The organism is Sphingobacterium humi (assembly GCF_009768885.1).
GTDB classification, from domain to species: Bacteria; Bacteroidota; Bacteroidia; order Sphingobacteriales; family Sphingobacteriaceae; genus Sphingobacterium; species Sphingobacterium humi.
In genome coordinates this window covers 352,754-371,286 of sequence record NZ_WSQA01000002.1, presented here as the reverse complement: position 1 = coordinate 371,286, position 18,533 = coordinate 352,754, and the positions used below count along the sequence as shown (strand labels likewise).

At 41.5% G+C, this 18,533-nt stretch carries 15 protein-coding genes; 9 read left to right on the top strand and 6 right to left on the bottom strand.

What is annotated here, in order from left to right; all coding sequences use genetic code 11:
- Window positions 1–12: 12 nt before the first annotated feature.
- Together GQF63_RS03920 and xerD are read right to left on the bottom strand one after the other, a co-directional pair.
- A complete protein-coding gene (locus GQF63_RS03920) occupies window positions 13–2,322 on the bottom strand; it encodes a TonB-dependent receptor (protein ID WP_160367802.1) in 2,310 nt (769 codons plus the stop codon).
- 455 nt (window positions 2,323–2,777) lie between these two features.
- Window positions 2,778–3,671: a site-specific tyrosine recombinase XerD gene (xerD, locus tag GQF63_RS03915; RefSeq protein ID WP_160367801.1), complete on the bottom strand. Its 894-nt coding sequence runs from the start codon at window positions 3,669–3,671 to the stop codon at window positions 2,778–2,780.
- Window positions 3,672–3,789: 118 nt separating this feature from the next.
- Here xerD and GQF63_RS03910 point away from each other — a divergent pair, with 118 nt between their 5' ends.
- Window positions 3,790–6,654, top strand: coding sequence for a M16 family metallopeptidase (locus GQF63_RS03910; protein ID WP_160367800.1), 2,865 nt, complete (start codon window positions 3,790–3,792; stop codon window positions 6,652–6,654).
- A gap of 72 nt (window positions 6,655–6,726) precedes the next feature.
- On the opposite strand, the gene GQF63_RS03905 is transcribed toward GQF63_RS03910, so the two are convergent.
- Window positions 6,727–7,119: a hypothetical protein gene (locus GQF63_RS03905; RefSeq protein ID WP_160367799.1), complete on the bottom strand. Its 393-nt coding sequence runs from the start codon at window positions 7,117–7,119 to the stop codon at window positions 6,727–6,729.
- A 170-nt stretch (window positions 7,120–7,289) separates the two neighbouring features.
- A complete protein-coding gene (gene lysS, locus GQF63_RS03900) occupies window positions 7,290–9,008 on the bottom strand; it encodes a lysine--tRNA ligase (RefSeq protein WP_160367798.1) in 1,719 nt (572 codons plus the stop codon).
- A gap of 269 nt (window positions 9,009–9,277) precedes the next feature.
- On the opposite strand from lysS, the gene GQF63_RS03895 reads away from it, so the two are divergent.
- From GQF63_RS03895 to GQF63_RS03870, 6 genes are all read left to right on the top strand, one after another.
- On the top strand, window positions 9,278–9,526 hold the full coding sequence (locus tag GQF63_RS03895) for a type B 50S ribosomal protein L31 (RefSeq protein ID WP_160367797.1): 249 nt from the start codon (window positions 9,278–9,280) through the stop codon (window positions 9,524–9,526).
- Between the two features lie 80 nt (window positions 9,527–9,606).
- A complete protein-coding gene (locus GQF63_RS03890) occupies window positions 9,607–10,809 on the top strand; it encodes a putative sugar nucleotidyl transferase (RefSeq protein ID WP_160367796.1) in 1,203 nt (400 codons plus the stop codon).
- A gap of 11 nt (window positions 10,810–10,820) precedes the next feature.
- Window positions 10,821–11,588, top strand: a complete 768-nt coding sequence (tpiA, locus tag GQF63_RS03885; protein ID WP_160367795.1) for a triose-phosphate isomerase — start codon at window positions 10,821–10,823, stop codon at window positions 11,586–11,588.
- Between the two features lie 3 nt (window positions 11,589–11,591).
- Window positions 11,592–12,434, top strand: coding sequence for a 50S ribosomal protein L11 methyltransferase (gene prmA, locus GQF63_RS03880; protein WP_160367794.1), 843 nt, complete (start codon window positions 11,592–11,594; stop codon window positions 12,432–12,434).
- Window positions 12,435–13,805 carry a UDP-N-acetylmuramate--L-alanine ligase gene (locus GQF63_RS03875; RefSeq protein WP_160367793.1) on the top strand — a complete coding sequence of 457 codons (1,371 nt, stop codon included), beginning with the start codon at window positions 12,435–12,437 and terminating at the stop codon, window positions 13,803–13,805.
- A 106-nt stretch (window positions 13,806–13,911) separates the two neighbouring features.
- Complete coding sequence (locus tag GQF63_RS03870) at window positions 13,912–14,241, top strand: helix-turn-helix domain-containing protein (RefSeq protein ID WP_149526016.1); 330 nt, start codon at window positions 13,912–13,914, stop codon at window positions 14,239–14,241.
- Window positions 14,242–14,899: 658 nt separating this feature from the next.
- Here GQF63_RS03870 and GQF63_RS03865 read toward each other — a convergent pair.
- A complete protein-coding gene (locus tag GQF63_RS03865; RefSeq protein ID WP_093096797.1) occupies window positions 14,900–15,760 on the bottom strand; it encodes a sigma-70 family RNA polymerase sigma factor in 861 nt (286 codons plus the stop codon).
- Between the two features lie 294 nt (window positions 15,761–16,054).
- Here GQF63_RS03865 and GQF63_RS03860 point away from each other — a divergent pair, with 294 nt between their 5' ends.
- Window positions 16,055–16,261 (top strand): helix-turn-helix domain-containing protein, encoded by a 207-nt coding sequence (locus tag GQF63_RS03860; RefSeq protein WP_160367792.1) that lies wholly within the window; start codon window positions 16,055–16,057, stop codon window positions 16,259–16,261.
- Here GQF63_RS03860 and fmt read toward each other — a convergent pair.
- Entirely contained in the window at window positions 16,248–17,186 is a 939-nt protein-coding gene (gene fmt / locus GQF63_RS03855; RefSeq protein WP_160367791.1) for a methionyl-tRNA formyltransferase, read from the bottom strand. The genes GQF63_RS03860 and fmt overlap by 14 nt on opposite strands.
- A gap of 82 nt (window positions 17,187–17,268) precedes the next feature.
- On the opposite strand from fmt, the gene GQF63_RS03850 reads away from it, so the two are divergent.
- Window positions 17,269–18,486, top strand: coding sequence for an ABC transporter permease (locus tag GQF63_RS03850; RefSeq protein ID WP_160367790.1), 1,218 nt, complete (start codon window positions 17,269–17,271; stop codon window positions 18,484–18,486).
- Window positions 18,487–18,533 lie beyond the last annotated feature (47 nt).

Sequence of the window (18,533 nt, the reverse complement as noted above, 5' to 3'; positions counted from 1 at the left end):
GATGGTTTTTAATTAAAAAAGTAAACTGATGGAAAGACTGATGTTTCGTCCCGGACGATGTGCATAGTAGCGGAACCGATCCATATAGTCTTTATAGGATGTGTTTAATATATTTTCCACCGCCAGGCTGAAGCTAAGTTGCTTCTTCTGGAGGTCGATAGTTTTACGCGCATGCGCATGCAATAGCTGGTATGCTGCTGGGGGAGCAGTATAATCCGATCCTTGCTGGTACCGCTTTTGCCGCGCTACAAACTCATGGGTCAATTTAACGTAAGTACGATCATGCTTGTCAAAAGACCATTGTAGCGAGTGTGCAAAGCGGTCAGCAGGAATATAAGGTAAATAGCTGTCCAGGCTCTGGTTTTTTGCACGTACGATACTCGCGGCAAGATGATAGTTCAGCTCTTGCCAAACGTTCCATGCTACATTCAGGTCAGCACCATAGAATAGTGCATTATCCTGTGTGTAGCTAAATACAGGGAAAGTGCCGCGGATGGTTTGACGCACAGAATCCGGATTAGGATTGGCATAGATATAATCGTAGATGTATTGTCCGAAGATATCAAGACTGAAATTTAGCTTTTCTTGCACGTGTGCTATTGAATTTACCCATTTAATGCCACGTTCAGGGTTTAAGTCTAAATTGCCGATTTCATAAATGCCGGCTCCGTGATGTACACCGTCGCTGTACAATTCATTCGCTGTAGGCGCGCGCCAGGCTAGCCCTGCATTCGATTTAAATGTCCATTGCGGATCGATGCTGTAGCGCATACCTAAAGAGCCTGAGACGTTATGGAAGTTACGCTGATCTTCCATAAGGTATTGCTGAGGTAACTCATCGCTTTCGGAAGCGTACTGATAACGATAGCCAGCGGCATCAAAATGCTTGAAGTCATAGCGCCATCCGGCCTCCAAGCCTATTTTATCCCAGTGGTATTCGTGAATTCCGAATAGGCCAAACCCATAGCTGTCATAGTTGGGGATTATAGGCGTAGTGCCTGTTCCGTTGATGTTGTTGTTCACCTGTACATGGCTGCTCAAGCCAAGCGTATGGAATTTGGTTTTTAACAATACATCCAATTGTTGACTATGGAGCTTCATATTCGACATAGGAACTTCATCGGCAACCGCACGGCGCATATCAAACTCGCGACGATGATTCTGTTGCCAGCTATACTGGGCTTCCAGTTTCCAAGCGTCAGCCAGCTGATACTGGTAATTAAGCTTAGCCAATTGATGGTTTACCAATTGCCGAGGAGCAGCTATGTTGTAAGTGAAATCATATTCCTCCAAAGGCTTTCCATCTTCAATCCTGGTAAGAATATCTTCTACCGTGCCGACATGGGCACCATAAAAGATCCCTATTTCAGTCGCATAACGGGAGTAGTACACATCCCAAGCACTTCGTTCGGTAGCATATTGTAGGGTACCACTGAAATTAAGCTCTTCTACACCGGTATTACCTAAGTAGTAATCGGTCGTTTTACTATTGCCTAATTTCTTTCCTGAGGCCTGAAGACGCCAGGCTAAGGAGGGAAGGAGGGATGTGCCACCTTCGAGCTGAACGTTTGCAGAGCCGCCACGTCCATTGCTCTGGCCAATCAAATCTATGCGGCCACTGACCTGCTGAGGATCTATTTTTGAAGAATTTGCAATCAGTACACCACCTAAGGCGTCTGCACCGTAGCGAACCGCCTGTGCCCCTTTAATCACTTCAAACTGCTCGGCAGCAAAAGCGTCCATTTCAGGTGCATGTTCTGCTCCCCATTGCTGGCTTTCCAGCTTAACACCTTGGTTTAGAAGTAATATACGATTGCTATGTAAACCGTTTATGACAGGCTTAGCAATGGTTTGTCCGGTATTCAATACCGATACCCCAGCTAGCTTAGCAAATACATCGGCCAACAGCTTTCCTTTCGATTCTTCTACGAGTTCCGCTTTTAATCGATGTTGCACAGCTGTAAGCTGTTCTTGTTGGCGACCTTGCACCGCAATGCCTTCCAGTTGCTGAACAGCTTCCTTTAAATGGATATGCAAGATGCTATCCTTAGCTAGATCAATTCGAGCTTGATAGCTTTGGAAACCTAGGGCTGTAATACTGATTTTTACGGATCCGCGCTTTTTTAAGTTCTTGATTACAAAAGAACCATCGGCTGCAGATACAGTCTGCAGCTGCAAATCGGGCAAGAGGATCGTAGCTTTTTCTAAGGGACGATGCTGTTCGTCGGCAATAATCCCCCTTAAACTAACCGTTGAAGAGGACTGTGCATAACTAATTAATGCACAAAGACCTAAAACAACCGTCAATAGATATTTTGACATGAATGTTGAACATGAATGAACTGGAAATTGATGAATTACCTAGGAAATCCAGTCAAGGGGCGGCGCCCGTAGTCCTTTAGAAAAGTAACGTTTAACAACGACATTGTGTGATCTAGTCGTCGGGTATATGAAGTTAGTGTTAAAACCGCCGGGTTGGCTTTCCCAATGAAAGGAAGGCAGGGCATCGATTGCTTGGCTATAGTATAAAAAACAATAGCTACAATTTTCTGCAGGATGCTTGTCATCTGATCTGTTGTCTTCGTCACAATGGCTATGGGAACAGCTGTTGGTGTTTTCGTGATCATGCTTATGGCTAAGCATAAAACCAAAAGATAGCAGCAAAACAGCCATCCAAATGCTGGCTATTATCTTTTTGTACTGACATATCTTGTTGATCACGGTACAAAGATAGTGTAAATGCAATTTAGTTGCAAGCTAAAATAAACATAGTTGCATTAAGACCGTGGATGAAACTGTGTGATTACGCTTTGTAGGTATTCTTTATCGATATGGGTATATATTTCTGTGGTCGTAATGCTTTCATGGCCCAGCATGTCTTGTACGGCACGTAAATCGGCTCCGCCTTCGACCAGGTGAGAGGCAAAGCTATGTCGAAAGGTATGGGGGCTTACTTCTTTTTCAAGTCCTATTTTGGCTGCCAAGTCTTTAATAATCAAAAAGATCATCACGCGAGATAGGGGATTACCTCGACGGTTTAAGAACACAAAGTCTTCTTTTCCGGGTTTTATGGGCTGATGAACCCGCACTTCCTCCAAGTATATTTTAAGGAAATGGATAGCTTGTTGTCCAATGGGTATCAAGCGTTCCTTATTACCCTTGCCTTCTACTTTAATAAATTCCACATCTAAAAAGAGATTCGAACGCTTTAGGATGCACAATTCCGATACGCGTAGTCCACAGCCGTATAGTAATTCCAAGATGGCCTTGTTGCGCATACCTTCCGGCGTAGATAAATCTATAGCTTCTATCAGCGCATCAATTTCTACTATCGAGAGGACAGCGGGAATCTTTCGGGTTATCCGTGGCGACTCCAATAATTCTGCTGGATTATTTTCCAAATTATGCTCCAATTGCATAAAGTGATAGAAGGTTTTGATGCCGGATAAGAGGCGGGCTTGGGTATAAGAGGAGATTGAAAATTCATTAACCCAAAGGAGAAAATCCTGGAGGTCTTTAGTGCTGATATTCGATGGATTTAGTAGTCTTAATTCAGCAAAACTTTGCAGCTTTTGTACATCATTCAAATAGGCAGAAATGCTGTTTTCGGCCAGTCCACGCTCGAATAGTAAATGCCGTTTAAAATCTCTTTTGAGGCTGTTCCAATCCATATGTTAAATATAATTAAATTATCCCAAAAAGGCTTAATCTTGTTTTAATACTAAAGAAATTATCGTAGATTGGCGGCGGTAAAATAATTAAAACCATTCAGATAAATTATTTGAGATTATGAAAATATTAAAACCACTGGCCCTGGCCTTTTTGCTACCTTTTACAACAGAGATAGCAACGGCTTATGAGTCAAGTGCCTTAAACCCGGAAGCCAAAGAAATCCTGCATAAGGATTCCCTAAAATGGGACAGCAAATTGCCTTTCGACCAAGAAGTGAAAACCGGAAAGTTGAAAAATGGCTTTCAATATTACATCCGTAAAAATACGGAACCTGAGAAAAGGGTAACCATGTATTTAGCGGTGAAAGTAGGCTCTATCGTTGAAAATGATGAGCAAGCTGGATTAGCCCACTTCTTGGAACACATGAACTTCAACGGCTTGAAGCATTTCCCGAAAAACGAATTGGTAAACTACTTGCAAAAAGCAGGGGTTCGTTTCGGATCTGATTTAAACGCTTACACCGGATTTGATGAAACTGTTTATCAATTGCCGATTCCTTCCGACGATCCTGAGTTATTGAAGAATGGCTTGCAGGTAATGCGTGACTGGGCACAGGACGCCATGTTAGAGACTTCCGAGATTGATAAAGAACGCGGAATTATCATGGAAGAAATGCGCGGTGGCCGTGGCGCAATGCAACGCATGCGCGACCAGTTTATGAAAACTTTAGTGAACGGATCCCGCTACGCAGATCGTATGCCTATTGGTACCGAAGAAGTGGTGATGGGCTTTAAACCGGAGTTAATCCGTCAGTTTCATAAAGATTGGTATCGTCCGGATTTACAATCCCTTATTGTGGTAGGTGATGTAGATCCAGCTTACATTGAGAGCGAGATCAAACGCTTATTCTCAGATATGCGTGTTAATGAGAAACCAAAGGCACGTACGGAATACAAAATTGACTTATTGAATAAGAATCAATTTATCGCGGTAACCGATCCGGAAATGACCTATACTGTAGGTCAGATTATCATCAAGCATAAGGAACAAAAAATCAATACCGTTGGAGATTATCGTTTGGCCTTAATGCAGAACGTTTATACCCAAATGATCAACAATCGTTTGGGAGAATTAAGCCAATCGGCAACTCCGCCATTTATTCAAGGTGGCATCGATATCGAAGACTTCTTTGGAGGTTTAGAGAATATGTCGGCATACTTCGTTTCTAAACCTGGCGCATTTGAAGAAGGTTTTAAAACCCTAGTTCGTGAATTAGACCGTGTTGACAGATTCGGATTTACCGATACGGAATTCCAACGGGCTATCGTTGCGTTAAACAAAGGAAATGAAACGAATTATGTGGAACGCGATAAGCGTAAGTCTGATAGCTACGTAGGTACTTATTTAAATCACTTCCTAAAAGATGGCCCTGCCTTGAGTGATGAAGATAGGTATGAAATTACCAAGCAGTTATTGCCAACTTTAACCTTGAAAGAAGTTGTTGCTATTGGTGAGAAATACTACGTAGATAACAACCGCGATGTGGTAATCTTGGCTCCAGAGACTGAAAAAGCTAATCTACCGAACGAAGCTACCATCGATAAATGGTTTAAAGATATCGATAATGAGCAGTTAACTGCATACGATGATAAAGTGTCTGATTTGCCATTACTTGCCAAAGAACCGGTAAAAGGAACCATTAAATCGGAGAAGGAAATTGCTAAAATCGGCACTAAAGAATTGGTGTTAAGCAATGGTGTGAAGGTTTTATTGAAACCTACTACTTTCAAAAACGATGAAATCTTAATCAATGCCTTCAGTCCAGGTGGTACCTCCTTATATTCAGATGCGGATTATATGTCAGCTACATTTGCTGGTAACCTAATCAACTCCAGTGGTGTTGGTCAGTTAAATACCATCGAATTGCAGAAATACATGACCGGAAAAGAAGCAAACGTTTCTCCATATATTGGCGAGCGTACAGAAGGTCTTTCCGGAAGATCAGATAAAGAAGGTTTAAAAACGGCTTTCGAATTAATCTACGGTTATTTCACAGCGCCTAGAATTGAAACTGATGTATTCCAAGGTATTTTAAGCAAGCAGATCGATATGTTGGCGAACAGAGATAACGATCCGAACTTCGTTTACTCTAAAGCAGCCTTAAACACCTTGTATGGAAACAGTATCCGTCGCTTACCATTCGGTAAACCGGAATTAGATAATGTTAGCCAACAACGTGCTTTGGAAATCTACAAAGAACGCTTTGCAGACGCTTCCGACTTTACCTTCGTTATTGTAGGTTCTTTCACTGAAGAGGAAATTAAGCCTTACTTGGAGAACTATTTAGCCGCTTTACCGTCGACTGGACGTAAGGAAGTCGCCAAAGACTTAAATCTTTACGAACCTGCAAAAGGGGTAGAGAAAGTGGTGTACAAAGGAAAAGAAGCGAAAGCAAATGTACGTATCGCAATCTATGGTGATTACACCTTTAATGATACGGAGAACGTGAATATGGACGCTTTAGAGAAAGTATTATCCACTCGCTTATTAGAGCGCTTGCGTGAAGAAGAAAGTGGTATCTATGGCACGAGAGCAAGTATAGGCTATTCGAAATATCCGAAAGGTCGCTACAGCTTAAGTGTATCCTTTGGAACCAGTGTAGACAAATACAAATCTTTGATTGCTTCTACCTTAGATGAGTTCAAGAAAATCAAAGCGAATGGTCCATCACAAACCGACTTAGACAAATTCGTAATCGAAGAGAAGCGTCAATTGGAGCTTAGCTTGAAAGAAAACGGATTCTGGATGAGCCAATTGGTATCTGCGAGCCAAAACGGCGAAGATTTAGCTGGTGTTACTAAATACTTAGAAGATTTAAGTAAAGTGACGGTGAAATCGGTGAAAGACGTTGCGAACAAATACATCAAAGAAGATCGTTTGTACAAATTCATCTTGTTGCCAGAAGCTGCAGAGAAAAAATAACAACAATTAAATACAGCATAAACCGCTATTAGCGGGTATTTATAGCCGGTTCTAACTTTAGAACCGGCTTTTTTATTCTTTCATTTTCACAAAAGTTCTGTTGAAACAGTCGTAGCATTGTTCTTTAAGAATCAGAAGGCTGTCTTGCTGATAAACCGCGGTGCGACGACCTTCAAATTCAAATTGCCATTCCATCTTCTGCGATTCAATGACCTTGCCTAGCTGAAGGTTGTAGGGAACTGCGCCCTTAAATTCCCCATTTTCATAGGTAAAGATGCTATCCTTGCTAATCTGCAGATGCACTTCCTGATTGCTGCTTTCCGGTGTTGTTGTTCTTCCGACAAAGCCACCCGTCGATTTAATCCATCGCCAATTGCCTTCGATTTTCGGTTTTTTAGTACTGCTATTCGAAGCGCCACAGGCAAATAGGATGCTGCATAGCAGTGGTGCAAAAAGATATTTCATGATGCTTTCCTTTCAAATAATCCTTAAATACTATGAATAAACCTTAAGAAGGATGGATTTGTTTGGCTAGGGGATGTTTAGCATGGCAGGGGATAGGCAGGCCATAAAAAAACAGCAACAAGACTATCCTTGTTGCTGTTCTGTATCGTTGGATGGAGAATGTATAGGTTTTAGTTAAACCAAGCCATTACTTCATCTTTAGTAGGCATACTAATATCTAGTTTCATTTTCTTACGCATGCCGCCCAAGTCATTAAATACCTTGTTAGGGTTCGCTTCTTTTAATGCTTCAATGGTATGGAATCCCATTTTTTGCAATACCGGTACCCATTCCTCTGCAATTCCTTGTGCTACATAGTCAGCAACAGAAGCAACCTTAGCTGCTTTTTCAGGGCGCATTTGCGGGAAGAACAACACCTCTTGGATGGATGCATTATTGGTTAAGAACATAATTAAACGGTCCATTCCAATTCCTAAACCAGAGGTAGGAGGCATTCCATATTCCAAGGCACGTAGAAAATCTTGGTCGATAAACATCGCTTCATCATCGCCTTTTTCAGAAAGTTTCAACTGATCCTCGAAGCGCTCGCGCTGATCGATCGGGTCATTTAACTCCGAGTAGGCATTCGCAATCTCTTTACCACAAACCATTAATTCGAAACGCTCGGTCAATTCCGGATTGTCACGGTGTTTCTTTGTTAATGGCGACATCTCAATAGGGTAGTCGGTAATGAAAGTAGGCTGAATGAAGTTGCCTTCACATTTCTCGCCGAAAATCTCATCAATTAATTTCCCTTTACCCATAGTCTCATTCACATCAATGCCCATGCCTTTTGCAGCCTCGCGAAGTTCCGTTTCAGATTTTCCAGTAATGTCAAAGCCTGTAAACTGTTTAATCGCGTCGGTCATGCTGATGCGAGGGTATGGCGCACGGAAGTCAATCTCATGCTCACCGAAGGTAGCTTTTGTAGTACCGTTTACCGATTGCGCACAGTGCTCCAATAACTTCTCGGTGAAGTCCATCATCCAGTGGTAGTCTTTGTATGCTACATAGATCTCCATGGCTGTAAATTCCGGGTTATGCGTACGATCCATTCCTTCGTTACGGAAGTTTTTCGAGAACTCATACACCCCGTCAAAACCACCTACAATTAATCTTTTTAAGTAAAGCTCATTCGCGATACGTAAGTATAAAGGAATATCTAAGGCGTTATGGTGGGTCGTGAACGGACGTGCTGCCGCACCACCAGGGATGGCTTGCAAAATAGGCGTTTCCACTTCCATGTAACCCGCGTTATTAAAATACTCGCGCATGGCATTGAAAAGCTTCGTACGTTTTAAGAAAATATCTTTGTTTTGCGAGTTCACAATTAAGTCAACATAACGCATACGGTATCTTTGTTCCGGATCGGTGAAAGCATCAAAGGTTTTCCCTTCCGCTTCTTTAACCACCGGTAATGGGCGTAAAGACTTCGTTAATACCTTAAGTTCCTCCACGTGGATACTGATTTCTCCGGTTTGCGTCGTAAAAACATAGCCACGGATACCAACGATATCACCGATATCCAATAATTTCTTGAAAACAGTATTATAAAGGGTTTTATCTTCAGTAGGGCAGATGTCGTCGCGCTTCACGTAAGCCTGGATACGGCCTGTTGAATCTTGCAACTCCATGAAAGAGGCACTTCCCATCACACGACGGCTCATGATACGGCCGGCAAATTGGATGTTCTTATAGTTGAGTTTATCTCTTTCGTAGTTTGCTAATATGTCTTCTGCAGTGGCATTTACTTCAAATTCCTCTGCAGGAAAAGGGTTGATCCCTAAATCGATCAATCCTTGTAGGTTAAGTCTGCGTTGTTGTTCTTGTTCTGATAATCCGATACTCATTTTTCTTCGAACTTATATTGAAAGGCAAAAGTAGGAAATTTGAACTACTTAATCGACTGTTCCCCGGAAAAAAGCACGAATTTATCCCCTTTTATTTGCAAAAATCAAAGCATTTTCCAATTTTTGCAGTCATCAAGCATCTGCTGAAATTTGCAATGAAAATTTATTAACATCCTGTGGAATGAAAATTTCTACTTTTTTGTTTTTAATGGAAAAATAAATTATCTTTGCACCTCGATTGTTGAATATATAGTAATCATAAAGATAAAATGAAAAAAGATTTGCATCCATCAAACTACAGATTAGTTGTATTTAAAGACATGTCTAACGACTACGCTTTCATGACTAAATCTTGTGTTGACACGAAAGAGACTATTACTTGGGAAGATGGCAATGAATATCCATTAGTGAAATTAGAGATCTCTCACACTTCACACCCATTCTACACTGGTAAAATGAAATTGGTTGATACTGCAGGACGTATTGATAAATTCCGCAGCCGTTACAACAAGAAATAAGTTTATTTCTACCAAGAAATTTAAGAAAATCCCGATAACATGTGCTTATCGGGGTTTTTTTATGTACTTTTATTTAACATATGCCGCATTCCATCGTATTATATGACAATGCCGATTGGCGTAAGCATTTATTTCCTTTCACCGCAAGCCGCCCTGTGGGAAACCTACGGGTAGGCCTCTGTACGTTGAACGAAAAGTGGAATAAACTTTTCCATTGCCCCGTTTCCTACCATACAGCTGAATACCTGCAACTTTCCTTTCCTTTACATCCATCACCCGCAGCGGATATATTGATCCTGGATGCGCGCTTACTGCCCTCAGAGATGTTATTGCAAGCCTTGGATAGTCTTAAGCTAGGTGAAGTGTTGATGGATGGTTCTCGATGGCTAGCGGCGCGGGTAGATCGATACCCCGATCAGCTGGAAAAGGAGCTCCGACAATTAAAACCGATACAGCTATCTTTTTCCCCTTCCTGCATTCACTTTCCGGAAGACATATTCAGGTATAATAAGGAACAGTTACTGGCCGATTTCAAGCTCTTAACCAAGGGGAGGAGTTCGGCAAGCTTGTCATCAAGCAATGCGTTGTATGGCGATTGGCTCTTTGTGGAAGAAGGGGCACAACTAGAAGGTGTTAGCTTAAACAGTTTAAAGGGGCCTATTTATATTGGAAAAAACGCCCAGTTAGAAGAAGGTAGTTTCCTGAAAGGCTATGTAGGCATTGGCGCGAACGCAAGGGTAAAAACCGGCGCTCGTTTGTATGAGAATGTGAGTATCGGGCCGGGGAGCACCATTGCTGGTGAGGTGAATAACACGGTGATGTGGGGAAACAGTGCCAAGGGCCATGAAGGCTATTTGGGCTGCGCCGTTATTGGCGAGGGCTGTAACCTGGGTGCTGGCTCCAGCAATTCTAATTTAAAGAACAACTGGAAAGCGGTTATGCTTTACGATTATAAAGAAGAGAATCTGCGAGATACCGGACTGTTAAAGTGCGGCCTGATGATGGGCGATTATGCCATGGCTGCTATCAACTCTTCCTTTACCACGGGTACCGTCATTGGCTGTGCCGCCCAGATTGCAATATCGAATTTTATTCCCAAATTTGTTCCAGACTTTTGTTGGCTTACCGATCAACAAAAAGAGGCTTATATCCTAGAAGAATTCTTCGGCATGTTGGCCCGAAGAAAACAAGCCGGTGCAGCGGATAACCTGCACGATATGGCGATTTTTAACCATATATTTGCGGAAACAAAAGAAATTAGAGATAGAATAATCAACACTTAATATATCAATTTATGCGTAAGAACATTGTTGCAGGAAACTGGAAGATGAACATGGACTACGAGCAGGGCTTAAGCTTGTTTTCCGAAATTGTAAACATGGTAAAAGATGAGGTGCGTGGCGAGCAAGAGGTTGTCGTGTGTAGCCCTTATATCCACTTGCCTGCGTTAGCAAAGTTAAGTGCCGGTGTAACCAATGTATCCATTGGCTCTCAAAACTGTCATCAAGCCGCTTCTGGTGCTTATACAGGTGAAATTTCAGCAAGTCAGGTAAAATCTACCGGAGCAACCTACATAATATTAGGACACTCCGAGCGCCGTGCTTACTTCGGCGAAACGGATGAACTGCTAGCAGCAAAGGTTGATGCGGCTTTAGGTCAGCAATTAAAACCGATCTTCTGTATTGGTGAAACCAAGGAAGAGCGTGAAGCTGGTGATTTCTTCAACCTATTGAAAGGCCAATTGAACAAAGGGCTTTTTCACTTAAACGAAGAGCAGTTCAGAAACGTAGTGATTGCATACGAGCCTGTTTGGGCTATTGGAACAGGCTTAACAGCTTCTCCAGAACAAGCACAAGAGGTGCATGCCTTCATTCGTAAAACCTTGGCCGAGCAATATGGCGAAGCAGTAGCCAACGATACAACCATTTTGTATGGCGGTAGTGCCAACCCTTCAAATGCGGAAAGCCTATTCTCGCAACCTGATATCGATGGTGGCCTTATTGGTGGTGCTTCCTTGAAATCGCGTGATTTCTTGCAGATTATTAATGTATTTAATGCATAACAAATGAAATACACAGCAGTTACTTTTACGTCTTCATCTCTTGAAGATTGGCAAAAGGATTTGCTTATCGCTGAATTGGCAGAAATAGGATTCGATACCTTCGAAGATAACCCGACTGGGTTCGATGCGTATATCCCTGCTGCCAATTTAGATATTCAAGCCTTGGAGACCGTATTGTTGCAGGAGGTGCAGGGCTATGACCTTAATTATGAGGTGAAGGATATCGAAGAGCAAAACTGGAATAAACTCTGGGAAAGTAATTTTAACCCTATTTTAGTGGATGATACCTGCTATGTGCGGGCTACTTTCCACGAAGATAAACCTCAATATCCGTATCAGATTATTATCGATCCGAAAATGTCTTTCGGCACGGGCCATCACCAAACCACTTCCATGATGTTGTCATTTATTTTAGACAATAACTTTGAAGGAAAACGCGTATTGGATATGGGCTGTGGAACGGGCATTCTTGCTATTCTTGCCGCAAAAAGAGGCGCGACGGAGTTGCTTGCGGTAGATTATGACCCCATTTGCGTGGAAAGCGTGCGTGAAAATGCCCAATTGAACCATTGCGAACAGATTAAGGAGAAACTAGGATCTAAAGAGGCTATTGAAGGTGTTCAGGTGGATACGGTATTAGCCAACATCAACAGAAACATCCTTTTAGATCAGTTGGCTACTTACGCCGACTGCCTGCCAGCAGGAGGGGAGCTCTATCTTTCCGGATTTTATGACGGAGAAGATTTAGAAATCCTCAAACAAAAGGCCGAGTCTGTGGGTTTCCAATATAACGATAAGAAAACGCTCGATAATTGGTGTGCGGCCAAGTTTACTAAAGCTCAATAAATGCGAATTCATTTTATTGCCATAGGCGGAAGCATTATGCATAATTTGGCTATCAACTTAGCCGAACAAGGGCATCAGGTTAGTGGTTCTGACGATCAAATCGTCGAGCCGTCCAAATCTCACTTATTAGAGGCCGGACTACTGCCGAAAGAGTTGGGCTGGTTTCCGGACAAAATTACCGAGGACATCGATGCCGTTATTTTAGGCATGCATGCCGTCGATAAAAACCCTGAGCTGCTCAAGGCCCAGGAACTTGGCTTAAAAATCTATTCCTTCCCTGAGTTTGTATACGAGCAAAGCGTCGAAAAAACGCGGGTTGTCATTGCCGGCACCTATGGCAAAACAACCATCACCAGCATGGTGATGCATGTGCTTAAGAAATTAGGGAAATCATTCGACTATTTAGTAGGGGCACAGTTGGAGGGTTTTGATAAACTGCTGCAATTGAACCCTGAGAATAACCTAATCATCATTGAAGGTGATGAATACTATGCCTCCAGCGTAGATAAGCATTCAAAATTCCTGGAATATAAACCTAACATTGCGTTAATCTCCGGTATTGAATGGGATCACTTCAAAGCCCTAATGGATCAAGAGGCTTATTATAAGCAGTTTGAGGACTTTATTCGCACCATCGTGCCCAAAGGTACCCTTATTTATAATAAGGACGACGAGCGCACCAGAAGCGTTGTAGAGAAAACCATGGACATTAAAATCAATAGACATGGCTATAAGCTTCCGGAATACAGCATCAACAAAGGCGTGACCTACCTGCATCATGGAGAGGAACGCATTCCATTGAAGGTTTTCGGTAAACATAACCTCTCTAATATTGCCGGTGCATTCACCGTTTGCGAATGGTTAGGCGTTAAAAGGGACGAATTTTATCATGCCATTCAAGATTTCAAAAGCTCCATCCGATATTTAGAGTTTGTAGCTAGCCAAAATGGAAGCGTGGTGTACCAAGATTTCGCTCATACCCCTTCTAAGTTAAGGGCCAGTATCCATGCGGTAAAGGAGCAATTCCCCAACCAAGCTTTAGTTACTATTATTGAATTAAATGCATATGACAGTCTGGACGCTCATTTTATCCAAGAGTATGCAAATAGTATGAATGAATCCGATTTTGCAGTCGTATTTGTCAATATTTCTCTTTTAAAGGAAAAAAATGTAGTTTTGGATAATATACAAGCAAGTTTAACTCTCGCTTTCAATCATCCATCCTTTCGTGTAATTACGCAATTGACTGAGTTAGAAGGCTTTTTAGATACTTTTAAGTCAAACGGGTACAATTTGCTATTTATGAGTTCAAACAATTACAATGGGGTAAATATGTCAAGCTTTGCGGACAAATTTTTAAGAAATTTTTAAGATATTTATTAAAATTTTCTAAAAATTTAATACGCACATTTTGAAATTTACTTTATTTGTTTAAATTTGATAATTACTTAATAAATAAATATTTTACATTTTACCCATGAATGCATTAGGAAAAAAAATTAGATTACTTAGACACCAAAAGGGGTGGAGTCAAGAGGATGTTGCCAAACGGTTGGATATTTCCATCCCGGCATTTTCCAAAATCGAAACAGGTATTACGGATGTTAATCTCTCCAGATTAAACCAAATCTCTAAGTTATTTGGGCTATCCTTAGTTCAATTGCTATCTACGTCCGATCCGGAAGAAGATAAGCAAATTCAAAATGAAGTGAATGAGCTGCAAAAACGGTTACAAGCACGCGAAGCGGAAGTAATCGATTTACAGAAAAAAGTGATTGATCTATACGAGCAATTGCACAAAAAATAAGCAAAGAGAAAAACATAAAAAGGCTGATTCTGCAAGAAAGGATCAGCCTTTTTTTATGCCCTTTTCTCAGGCTGTTCTAGCAGGCAACCACCTGAAAAGCACCGCATTCGTTACGTATTTTCTGGGATTCCTTCTAATTCCCCGGTAACCCTGGGGCAATCAAGCTTTGCTTAAGTGTTATTTACTGCTTTTTATTGAGCCTTGCTCAGCCCTTTTACAGCCCTTTGCAAAGGGGATTGATACGGGTGAGAAAGGGGTGAGAAAGGGGTGAGCAAGGTGTGAGAAAAGTGTGAGAAAGGGGAGAGAGCGGGGGAATTTTAGTAAGTGTCGTTTTGTTATCTTTTTGTCATCTTTTTGTCATGGTGAGCGGAGTCGAACCACGAACGACTGGTACGTCAGTGCAATCCATAACGCCTAACATGCTAATTAACAATGTCATTTGTTACCAATGACATGCATTTATATTACGCTTTTAGTAAGCTGCTTGTGCATGATGGTTTACATTGACGTACCAGTCGTTCGTGGTTCGACTCCGCTCACCATGACAAGGTTATGACAATATGATGACAAAAAAAGTAACAGAAGAATCCCCCCCTGCCTAAAAACAAAAAATGCGCAAGTGTTAACTTGCGCATTGCTATTTCTTTCCTAAAATGTTCTATCCTAAATATGATTTAAGAATTTTGCTTCTCGAGGTATGACGTAGTCTTTGTAAAGCTTTGTCTTTAATTTGACGTACGCGCTCTCGGGTTAAGCTGAATTTCTCGCCAATCTCTTCCAAGGATAATTGATGATTGGAACCTAAGCCGAAGAATAATACAATAATTTCACGCTCGCGCTCGGTAAGCGTCGCTAAGGAGCGTTTGATTTCTTCGGATAGAGACTCATCAATTAAGGAGCTATCGGTATCCGGATCGCTGTTTTCTAATACATCCAAGAGGGTGTTTTCTTCACCTTGCACAAAGGGAGCATCCATAGATACGTGACGACCAGAATTACTTAAGGTATCAGAAACCTTGTCAACGGTTGTTTCAAGGATGTCTGCCAATTCTTCCGGTGATGGTTCACGCTCATATTCCTGCTCCAGTTTTGAGAAGGCCTTGCTGATTTTGCTTAAAGACCCCACCTGGTTTAACGGTAAACGAACGATACGAGATTGCTCGGCAATAGCTTGCAAGATGGATTGACGAATCCACCAAACAGCGTAAGAGATAAACTTAAAACCTTTAGTTTCGTCGAAGCGTTTTGCTGCCTTAATTAAGCCTAAATTGCCCTCGTTAATCAAGTCGCCTAAGGTTAGGCCTTGATTCTGATATTGTTTAGCAACAGATACAACGAAGCGAAGATTGGTTTTGGTTAATTTCTCTAATGCTACTTGATCACCTTCGCGAATTCTTTGCGCTAGAATAACTTCTTCTTCTGCTGAAATTAAATCTACTTTTCCAATTTCATGTAAGTATTTATCCAAGGACTGGGACTCACGATTGGTGATGGATTGCGTAATTTTGAGCTGTCTCATTTAATAATATAAACCTTTCTAATCTGAAATGTTCGCAAATTTAGCGAATATAATCCAATTTATTCTAATATAATTGTAAATTATTAACTCATAATGAGTAAGTTAGCGGGGTTGAGTTGATGTAAAACTAACTACAAAAATCATTCCAAAGTCAAGCATTTTACCCCAATTACACTAATAATATTACAATATTGTTAATATAAACTACGCTTGATCTCTTTTTATTGTCTTATTCATAAAACAATATTCGGTTAATATTGTTTTTCTTAGCAATAAGATCAAAACTAGTCGACTATGCCCATTGTGATTCATCTGGACGAAATCATGTCTAAAAAGAAAATGTCACTTAATGAACTAAGTGACAAGGTAGGGATAACCCTTTCTAATTTATCGATTATTAAAAACCAAAAAGCAAAAGCTATCCGCTTGAGCACCTTGGATGCCATCTGTAAGGCCTTGGACTGTCAGCCGGCTGACTTATTGGAGTTTAAGGAATTATAACCTCCTCAGGTAGCTTATAGCCACGTAAGAAATCTTTAACCTGCATTCTTTTCTTGCCTTCCAACTGTACTTCCACTAACTGTAAGAAGCCCCCCTGTACGGCAACTTTTAAATAAGTTTTTCCATCACTTAGCCATGTGCCTGCAGCATAGGTTGTGTTGTTTTCTTCTTTTTCGGTTTTAAATACTTTTAACACCTTACCGGCAAGAAAGCAATAGGCGGTGGGGTAAGGGCTTAAGCCACGGATAAAGTTGTACAGCTTATCCAAAGGTTGCTGCCAATCGATTAAACAATCTTCTTTAAATATCTTGGGTGCATGTTTCACCTCAGCATCATCCAGGATACTGTCTTGTGGAATCGGGTTTACTTGGCCTGTTTTTAAGGCTGCCACGGTCTTTACGATTAATGCTGCGCCTTCTTCCATCAATTTGTCATGCAGGCTGCCAGCGTCGTCCGTTTCTGCAATAGGCACCTCCGTGGAGAACAAGATGTTTCCGGTGTCAATTTCATGTTGCAAGAGAAAGGTGCTGACCCCCGATATTTTTTCGCCATTCATAACGGCATGGTTGATGGGAGCCGCCCCGCGGTAGTTAGGCAGTAAGGAGGCATGTACATTCACGGTGCCCATTGCAGGCATATCCCAAACCATTTCAGGCAACATCCGAAAGGCAACAACAACTTGCAGGTCGGCTTGGTAGGATTTTAATTGTTCAGTAAATTCCGGATTACGAAGCTTCTCGGGTTGTAAGACAGGTAGGTTGTTGGCTACTGCAAATTGCTTTACGGCAGACTGGTTCAACTTCTGTCCACGACCTGCCGGTTTGTCCGGTGCTGTTACCACAGCGACCACATTTTCACCAGCGTCCAACAGGGCTTTCAATGAAGCTACTGCGAAATCTGGTGTTCCCATGAATATAATGCGCATAATAAATCTTGATTATCTGATTTCAACTACCAATCTGCGTTGAATTTTTATAACTTTGCGAAGGTACAAATTTAATTTAAGCTTGAATTTTCCATTTTTCCTTGCAAAGCGCATTACTTTATCGGGGCAACGGACCTTTTCCAAACTTATCGTTCGGGTAACTATCGGGGCATTGACCTTGGCTATTATGGCTATTATCCTGGCGGTGGCGATATTGAGGGGCTTTAAAGGCGAAATTACAGACAAGCAAAGGGGCTTCTTTGGCGATGTCATTATTCTGAAAAATGACCGCAATGATTCCTATGTGAACACGCCAATATCCTTAAATAGCCAAGAGATTGCCAAGCTGGAGCAAGATCCCAATATCATGAATGTCTATCCTTTTGCCACCAAGGCAGGGATAATGAATGTGAAAGGGGAAGTGGAAGGGGTATTGCTAAAGGGAATAGATAAAGATTATGATCAAGACTTCCTTTCTAAAACCATTGTGGAAGGGGAAACCATAGATTTTAAAGCCGAGAATGCGGAAAACCAACTCCTGATATCCAGCTTGATTGCCAACCGACTGCAATTGAAGGTTGGAGATAGCTTTATCATGTATTTTATTCAAGAGCCTGTACGGAAGCGTAAATTCGTCATTCGCGGCATTTTTAGCACGAATTCGGAAGAGTTGGACAAAATATATGTCATTGGATCCTTATCGCTGATTCGGAAGCTGAATAACCTGGCGGAGCATGAGGTGGGGGGCTATGAAGTGCGGGTGAAGGATTTCAATCAATTGGCCATAACCACCGAACGGGTGAATGATGAATTGCCGATTGAACTTTACGCAACCAATGTGGTGGAGCAGATGCCTGATATTTTTAATTGGCTGAATATGCTCGATATGAACGATAATATCATATTTGTGCTGATGGTGGTAGTGGCCGTCATCAATATGATATCGGCCTTATTAATCAGTATTCTGGAGCGATCTTCCATGATTGGGATGCTGAAAGCTTTGGGTATGCAAAACCGCAAAATCAGAACCGTTTTCTTATATAATTCCTTGTATTTGATTGGATATGGCTTGTTATTAGGTAACTTTCTTGCTATCTGCCTTTATTTTTTTCAACGCTATACGCATTTCTTCAAATTAGATCCTTCGGTGTACTACGTATCTTTCGTGCCGATGGATATTTCCTGGTTAACAGTAGTTTGGCTAAACGTAGCCTTGGTTTTTATTGCCCTACTTACCTTGTTTATACCATCGATGTTAATCAGCCGGATATCACCGATAAAGACTATCCAGTTTAAATAAGTTGACTTCCAAGGCTTATTAATTTCTTAAAAATATAGAATTTCGCT

Coding starts and splice junctions, on each gene's coding strand:
- GQF63_RS03920 (WP_160367802.1), bottom strand. CDS start 2,322: ATGTCAAAATATCTATTGACGGTTGTTTTAGGTCTTTGTGCATTAATT.
- xerD (WP_160367801.1), bottom strand. CDS start 3,671: ATGGATTGGAACAGCCTCAAAAGAGATTTTAAACGGCATTTACTATTC.
- GQF63_RS03910 (WP_160367800.1), top strand. CDS start 3,790: ATGAAAATATTAAAACCACTGGCCCTGGCCTTTTTGCTACCTTTTACA.
- GQF63_RS03905 (WP_160367799.1), bottom strand. CDS start 7,119: ATGAAATATCTTTTTGCACCACTGCTATGCAGCATCCTATTTGCCTGT.
- lysS (WP_160367798.1), bottom strand. CDS start 9,008: ATGAGTATCGGATTATCAGAACAAGAACAACAACGCAGACTTAACCTA.
- GQF63_RS03895 (WP_160367797.1), top strand. CDS start 9,278: ATGAAAAAAGATTTGCATCCATCAAACTACAGATTAGTTGTATTTAAA.
- GQF63_RS03890 (WP_160367796.1), top strand. CDS start 9,607: ATGCCGCATTCCATCGTATTATATGACAATGCCGATTGGCGTAAGCAT.
- tpiA (WP_160367795.1), top strand. CDS start 10,821: ATGCGTAAGAACATTGTTGCAGGAAACTGGAAGATGAACATGGACTAC.
- prmA (WP_160367794.1), top strand. CDS start 11,592: ATGAAATACACAGCAGTTACTTTTACGTCTTCATCTCTTGAAGATTGG.
- GQF63_RS03875 (WP_160367793.1), top strand. CDS start 12,435: ATGCGAATTCATTTTATTGCCATAGGCGGAAGCATTATGCATAATTTG.
- GQF63_RS03870 (WP_149526016.1), top strand. CDS start 13,912: ATGAATGCATTAGGAAAAAAAATTAGATTACTTAGACACCAAAAGGGG.
- GQF63_RS03865 (WP_093096797.1), bottom strand. CDS start 15,760: ATGAGACAGCTCAAAATTACGCAATCCATCACCAATCGTGAGTCCCAG.
- GQF63_RS03860 (WP_160367792.1), top strand. CDS start 16,055: ATGCCCATTGTGATTCATCTGGACGAAATCATGTCTAAAAAGAAAATG.
- fmt (WP_160367791.1), bottom strand. CDS start 17,186: ATGCGCATTATATTCATGGGAACACCAGATTTCGCAGTAGCTTCATTG.